The sequence below is a fragment of the Vibrio sp. 1078-1 genome (assembly GCF_033340475.1).
This window is the reverse complement of sequence record NZ_JAWOWM010000737.1, coordinates 1-552: the sequence shown is the minus strand read 5'-3', so window position 1 is coordinate 552 and position 552 is coordinate 1. Positions and strand designations below refer to the sequence as shown.

Annotated in this window: 1 pseudogene; it reads right to left on the bottom strand. The window is 34.4% G+C overall.

Annotated elements, in window-relative coordinates:
* Positions 1-222, bottom strand: a pseudogene (locus tag R7190_RS29795) (SCPU domain-containing protein); the annotation flags it as partial.
* Positions 223-552: the final 330 nt, after the last annotated feature.

Here is a 552-nt window from a genome sequence, read left to right as displayed (position 1 = left end):
ATCTTGCTCAGTAAAGATCGCTGGCACGTCGCCGAAATCAAGTAAACCAAAACCAATACCAGATGCAGTGTCTACCGCATTATTTCCGTTGATCACACAACCTTGTACAAGGTTAATGGAAACATCAATGGTGCCGCTCACTGAGGCGCCGTTTGCTTGCCAACTGAATGACGTTAATAACAGAGGCATCATCAAATATATTCTTTTCATATAAAGCTCCATTTTCTCACATTCCACTGTATATCGATGATTGTTTTATTAGTTATAGCTCAAGTATGACAAACTAAGTGCATATAAAATGCGAAACATATAAAAGAAGTAAGTTAGGTATAAAAACAGGCACGATCAAAAAATAAACAACTACAAAATGCAATTTTTACAAGATATAAAACCATAAAATACACTTAAAAATAAAAAGGTTATTTGGTTGTTCTAAATACGGAAAGTGAAGCTTTGCTGAAGTTTCAGAAGAAAATAAAGTCGATTTGAGCAGAGTCGAGCAGGAAATTGGTTATTAAACGGCAGTAAAATTCTAGGCTGAAATTAAGAAAA